Below are 4,306 nucleotides of genomic sequence, written 5' to 3'. Positions count from 1 at the left end.
TCTCGGTGTATGGCAGCCCGGCCGCGGCAAGAGTGAGGACCAGTGCATCTCGGCGAGCGAACAACGCCGCCGGCCACCCTGTTCCGGGGAGGCGCGTGACGATGCCGCCGATCCGAGTTGCGGTGTCGCGCAAACGCGCTGCACGCAGCGCGTCCAGAGCCGCTCGCACGCTCTGACCGCGACCCGGCGGGGGCAGGGCGCGGTCTCGATGAACAGCGTCGATGACGGCGATGCGACGACGTTGCGTTGCCGGCGCGGCAGGGTTGGCTCGGAGGAACCGAACGAACAACTCCGGTGAGACCGGCAACGCCGACTGATCATGAGCGGTGCACCAGTCCGCGAACAGCGACCACGTGTGTCGACCCCGTTCCGGGACAGTGTCGTTCGATACTGGAGTTGTTCGGACAAGGTCGGTGTTGTCGCCGCTCGTCGAGGTGTCGGTGCCGTGCATGAGGGTCACAAGCCGAGATCGTTCACGGCGTTGCCGACCAGAGGCGCGTTCTCGCGGGCATAGATTTCGACCATTCCCGGGCTTCTGTGTCCGGTCTGTCGCATGATCGCGTGTGCGTCGGCACCGTTACGGAACGCTTGAGTGACGAATCCGGCACGCAGTGAATGTCCGCCCAGCTGGGCGAGAAGGTCTGCGTCGTAGCCGGCGCGGCCGGCGCGGCGGCGGATCGCGGCGTGCACTGCCGCACCCGACAGTGCGGTCTGGGATAGGTTGCCGTTCTTGCGGATCGACCGGAACAGCGCCGACCGCGTGTCAGCGGTGGGCAGGGTGCTGTGGCAGAGATGGGAGTCGAACTTCGCTGCGCGGGAAAGCAAACGAATGATCGCGGTTCTGCCACCGGTATCGAATGCAGCAACGATCTGCAGCCAGCGAACCCACGCGCAGACCGGGCATGATTCGTGCCGGTCGGTGAACGGCAGCGCCTTCACCGTTCCGGTTCCGTCCTGGTCGGTCTTCGAGTGCCGCAGGCGGACATGCGCACCGTCGAGGCGATCGCGGCGCACATCACGACATTCGAGGTCCACGAGTTCGCTGCGCCGAAATGCCCCGGAGTACCCCATCAGCAGTAGTGCGGTGTCGCGGCGTTCGAGCACTTCACTGGCCCAGCCGGTGACACCGGCACGTGCTACGTCAACGATGGCAGTGATATCGGACGTCAGGAGTGGGGCGCGGGGATTGCGGGGGCGCTCCCCCGCGGCGGCGTAGTCTCGGCGGATACCGGCGAGGGTGGCGCGCACCATCTCGTGGCCACACGGGGTGTCGTGGCCGAGCCCGCGGTGACGGTCGGTGATCGCAGCGACCCATTTGCCGAAGGTCGACGGTGCATACGCCCGGACTCCGTCGACGGTCAGCGAGTCCGCCGCGTCAACGAGATACGCAGCCACGGTCGCAGGGTGCGCCGGCAACGAGATGTGCCCGGCGGCAGTGCACCAGGTCTCGAATCGCCGCCACGCCGAATCGTAGGCGCGGCGGGTTGCGGCAGACCGCGCCGACGCCATCGACCGTTCGATACGCGCAGCCACCTCGGCCGACAGGTCCGGAAACACCACCGCACCACTCACCAGGGCAACTGAATCTGCGTCCAGGACCTCACCGAGCTGCCGTTCTGCCATGGCAAGAACTGTAGTGCGCACCTCCGACAGGCTTTTTGATTTCAAAACACGCTCACCTGGTGTTTCGCCGGGGATGGTGCGGGAAAATGGGCGTACGACGGCCTGCAGTACCACTTCTCGGTGCTCTGAGCGTCGGTTGAGGAGCAGAAGTTTGCTCCGTACACGGCCGCACCGGTCTGTTCGAATTGCTCGACAGTTGAGTATCCCTGGGACGGGTCGCAAGCGTAGCCGTCGAGGACTTGTCCGGCCACGAGATCAGGTCGTTCCACTGAGCAGTAGCTCTTTGGACGGGAAACCCGTCGAATCTCCTTCACTTTGACACCTACACCGGCAGCTCGTGGCGGGGTCGCAGCCCTACGAGGACCTAGTCGGGGCGTGACACCCGAATAGTTCTCGAGTACGCGGCTCGGAATTATCGGGAACTTCCGGGACCGCTGGCCCGACTACTGCACGAGTAGGACCGGCTGAGCGCCCAGTGCAGCCCGAGGAGAAGGAACCGAAACACGCAGATGTCCACCAGTGAAATCGATCGACCGCCTGCGCCCGGTGACACCCCGCCTTCGGTGACGAAGATCCCGTTGTGGCCACAGATCAGGCCGTTCGTGCTGCGGTTGCACTTTTATGCCGGCATCCTGGTCGGACCGTTTCTGCTGATCGCGGCCGTGACCGGCCTGCTGTACACCATCAGCCCGCAGTTGTCGGACTACGTTCATCGCCACGAACTGACAGTCGATCAGGTCGGCGATCAGCAGCTGCCGCTCAGTGAGCAGGTCGCCGCGGCCCGGGCCGCCCACCCAGAAGGCTCGATCACCGAGGTCCGGCCCCCCATCGACGCCGAGAGCACCCACCCGTGTCGTGCTGGCGGTCGACGACGTTCCCGAGGGGTACGGGCGGACCGTGTTCGTCGACCCTTACACCGCGCAGGTCCGCGGAGAACTGACCACGTTCGGTGAGTGGCTCCCGGTGCGCGCGTGGATCGACGAACTGCACCGCAACCTCCACCTCGGCGATCTGGGCCGTAACTACAGTGAGTTGGCCGCCAGTTGGCTGTGGGTGGTCGCACTCGGCGGGCTCGTGTTGTGGACGCCCGGGTCCGCCAACGCTCGTCCAGTGCCTCCGAAGCCGCCAGAGCTGCTCTGGTGCCGGAGCCGAGGAAGAGGGGCCGCGCCCGCGCGTTGTCGTGGCACGGCACGGTCGGGGTGTGGATCATCGCCGCTCTCCTGCTTCTCTCGGTCACCGGTTTGACGTGGTCACGGTATGCCGGAGAGACCATCGGGGACGTACGTACGGCGCTGTCGTGAACGACACCGTCGGTCGAGACTCATCCTGCCGGAACGGGCGAGAATGCAGGCGGTGATCACCACGGGGGAGACGGTGCGCCGGTCACCGACACCGTGATCGGTGAAGGCGCGGAATCGACGGTGTCGAGGCCGCCGCCCAGGGCGCGGGCCTGCAGGCACCGATGAAGCTCGTTCCTCCCGCCGAAGAGGGACAGGCATGGAAAGTGCAAGAGGCCAAACGTGATTGGCCCACACGCTACGATTCGGTAGCCGTCGATGCCGCGTCGGGCCAGGTGATCGACAAGGTCGAGTTCGCGAACTGGCCGCTCATGGCCAAGATGACCAACTGGACCATCGACGCCCACATGGGCATCCTGTTCGGACTCGTCAACCAGATCCTGTTGGCGCTCACCGCTATCGGTCTGATCGCCGTCATCCTTCGCGGCTACCGGATGTGGTGGCTGCGGTGCCCGACCCGGGCACGAGGAATCAGGTTCGGACCACCTGCCAAACGCGGGGCGCTGCGCCGGATGCCGCCGTGGGCCGCGGTAACCGCGGTAGTGATCGCAGTGATCCTGGGCTGGTACATGCCGTTGTTCGGAATAACACTGGCAGTGTTCGTCGCCGTCGACGTCGCTCTGGGACTACGTCACCACCGTCGATCGCGCGGAACCACACTCGAATCCGCGTCGCTGCCGTCGCGGGAAGAACGAGCCGACGCGGATCGAGCACCGGGTATCGATGCACACAATCGGCAGGACGCGTCGTGATCGCTGATAGTTCGCTGCGGTGGATCACCACAGCACTGTTCGTGTTCGCGGCCGGATACTGCGTGTACCGCATCATCCGCGCCGCGCAGTGGAACGTACGGATCGACCACGGGTTCCACCTCGTGATGTGCGCGGCCATGATTGCGATGGCGTGGCCGTGGGGGCTCGGCGTCCCGCTGTTACCGCAGGGAGTGTTCTTTGCCGCGGCGACGGTGTGGTTCGCGATCTCCGCAGCACGCACGGCACCGGGCACGACCGGTGTCGACGAGCACCCCCACGGACCTGCGATGGGCAGCTATCACGTGTTCATGATGGCTGCGATGGTGTGGATGGTCGCGGTGATGGCCGGGTGGCTTCCCGGCACCGCCGCGCACGATCACACCGCCGACGCCGCCGACGGTGACATGTCCGGAATGGGCGCGCACGCACACACCCCCGACATGGACATGAGCAGTCCTGACCATACGGCCGCGATGAGCGGACCGGGATGGATCTCCGCGGTATCACTCACGCTCACAGTCGTCTTCGCTGTCGCAGCGATCGTGTGGCTCTACCGTCTGTTCGTCGCCGAACAGAGCACTGCTCTCGCACCTGTACATCCTTCGCCTGGATCGCAGGCAGGTAATATCGCCG

At 65.6% G+C, this 4,306-nt stretch carries 2 protein-coding genes and 2 pseudogenes; 2 read left to right on the top strand and 2 right to left on the bottom strand.

The window, feature by feature from the left end; all coding sequences use genetic code 11:
• Positions 1-451 (bottom strand): annotated as a pseudogene (locus A2J02_RS15605) (recombinase); the annotation flags it as partial.
• 5 nt (positions 452-456) lie between these two features.
• Complete coding sequence (locus A2J02_RS15600; RefSeq protein ID WP_008720452.1) at positions 457-1,623, bottom strand: site-specific integrase; 1,167 nt, start codon at positions 1,621-1,623, stop codon at positions 457-459.
• A gap of 509 nt (positions 1,624-2,132) precedes the next feature.
• Here A2J02_RS15600 and A2J02_RS29055 point away from each other — a divergent pair.
• Positions 2,133-3,673 (top strand): annotated as a pseudogene (locus A2J02_RS29055) (PepSY-associated TM helix domain-containing protein).
• Positions 3,670-4,306 (top strand): DUF5134 domain-containing protein (locus tag A2J02_RS15580; RefSeq protein WP_068051057.1); only part of this gene is annotated, 637 nt, incomplete at its 3' end. The pseudogene A2J02_RS29055 and the gene A2J02_RS15580, both read left to right, overlap by 4 nt.

This window comes from Rhodococcus sp. EPR-147 (genome assembly GCF_001647185.1).
Classification (GTDB): domain Bacteria; phylum Actinomycetota; class Actinomycetes; order Mycobacteriales; family Mycobacteriaceae; genus Rhodococcoides.
This window is presented reverse-complemented; position numbering and strand designations above follow the sequence as displayed.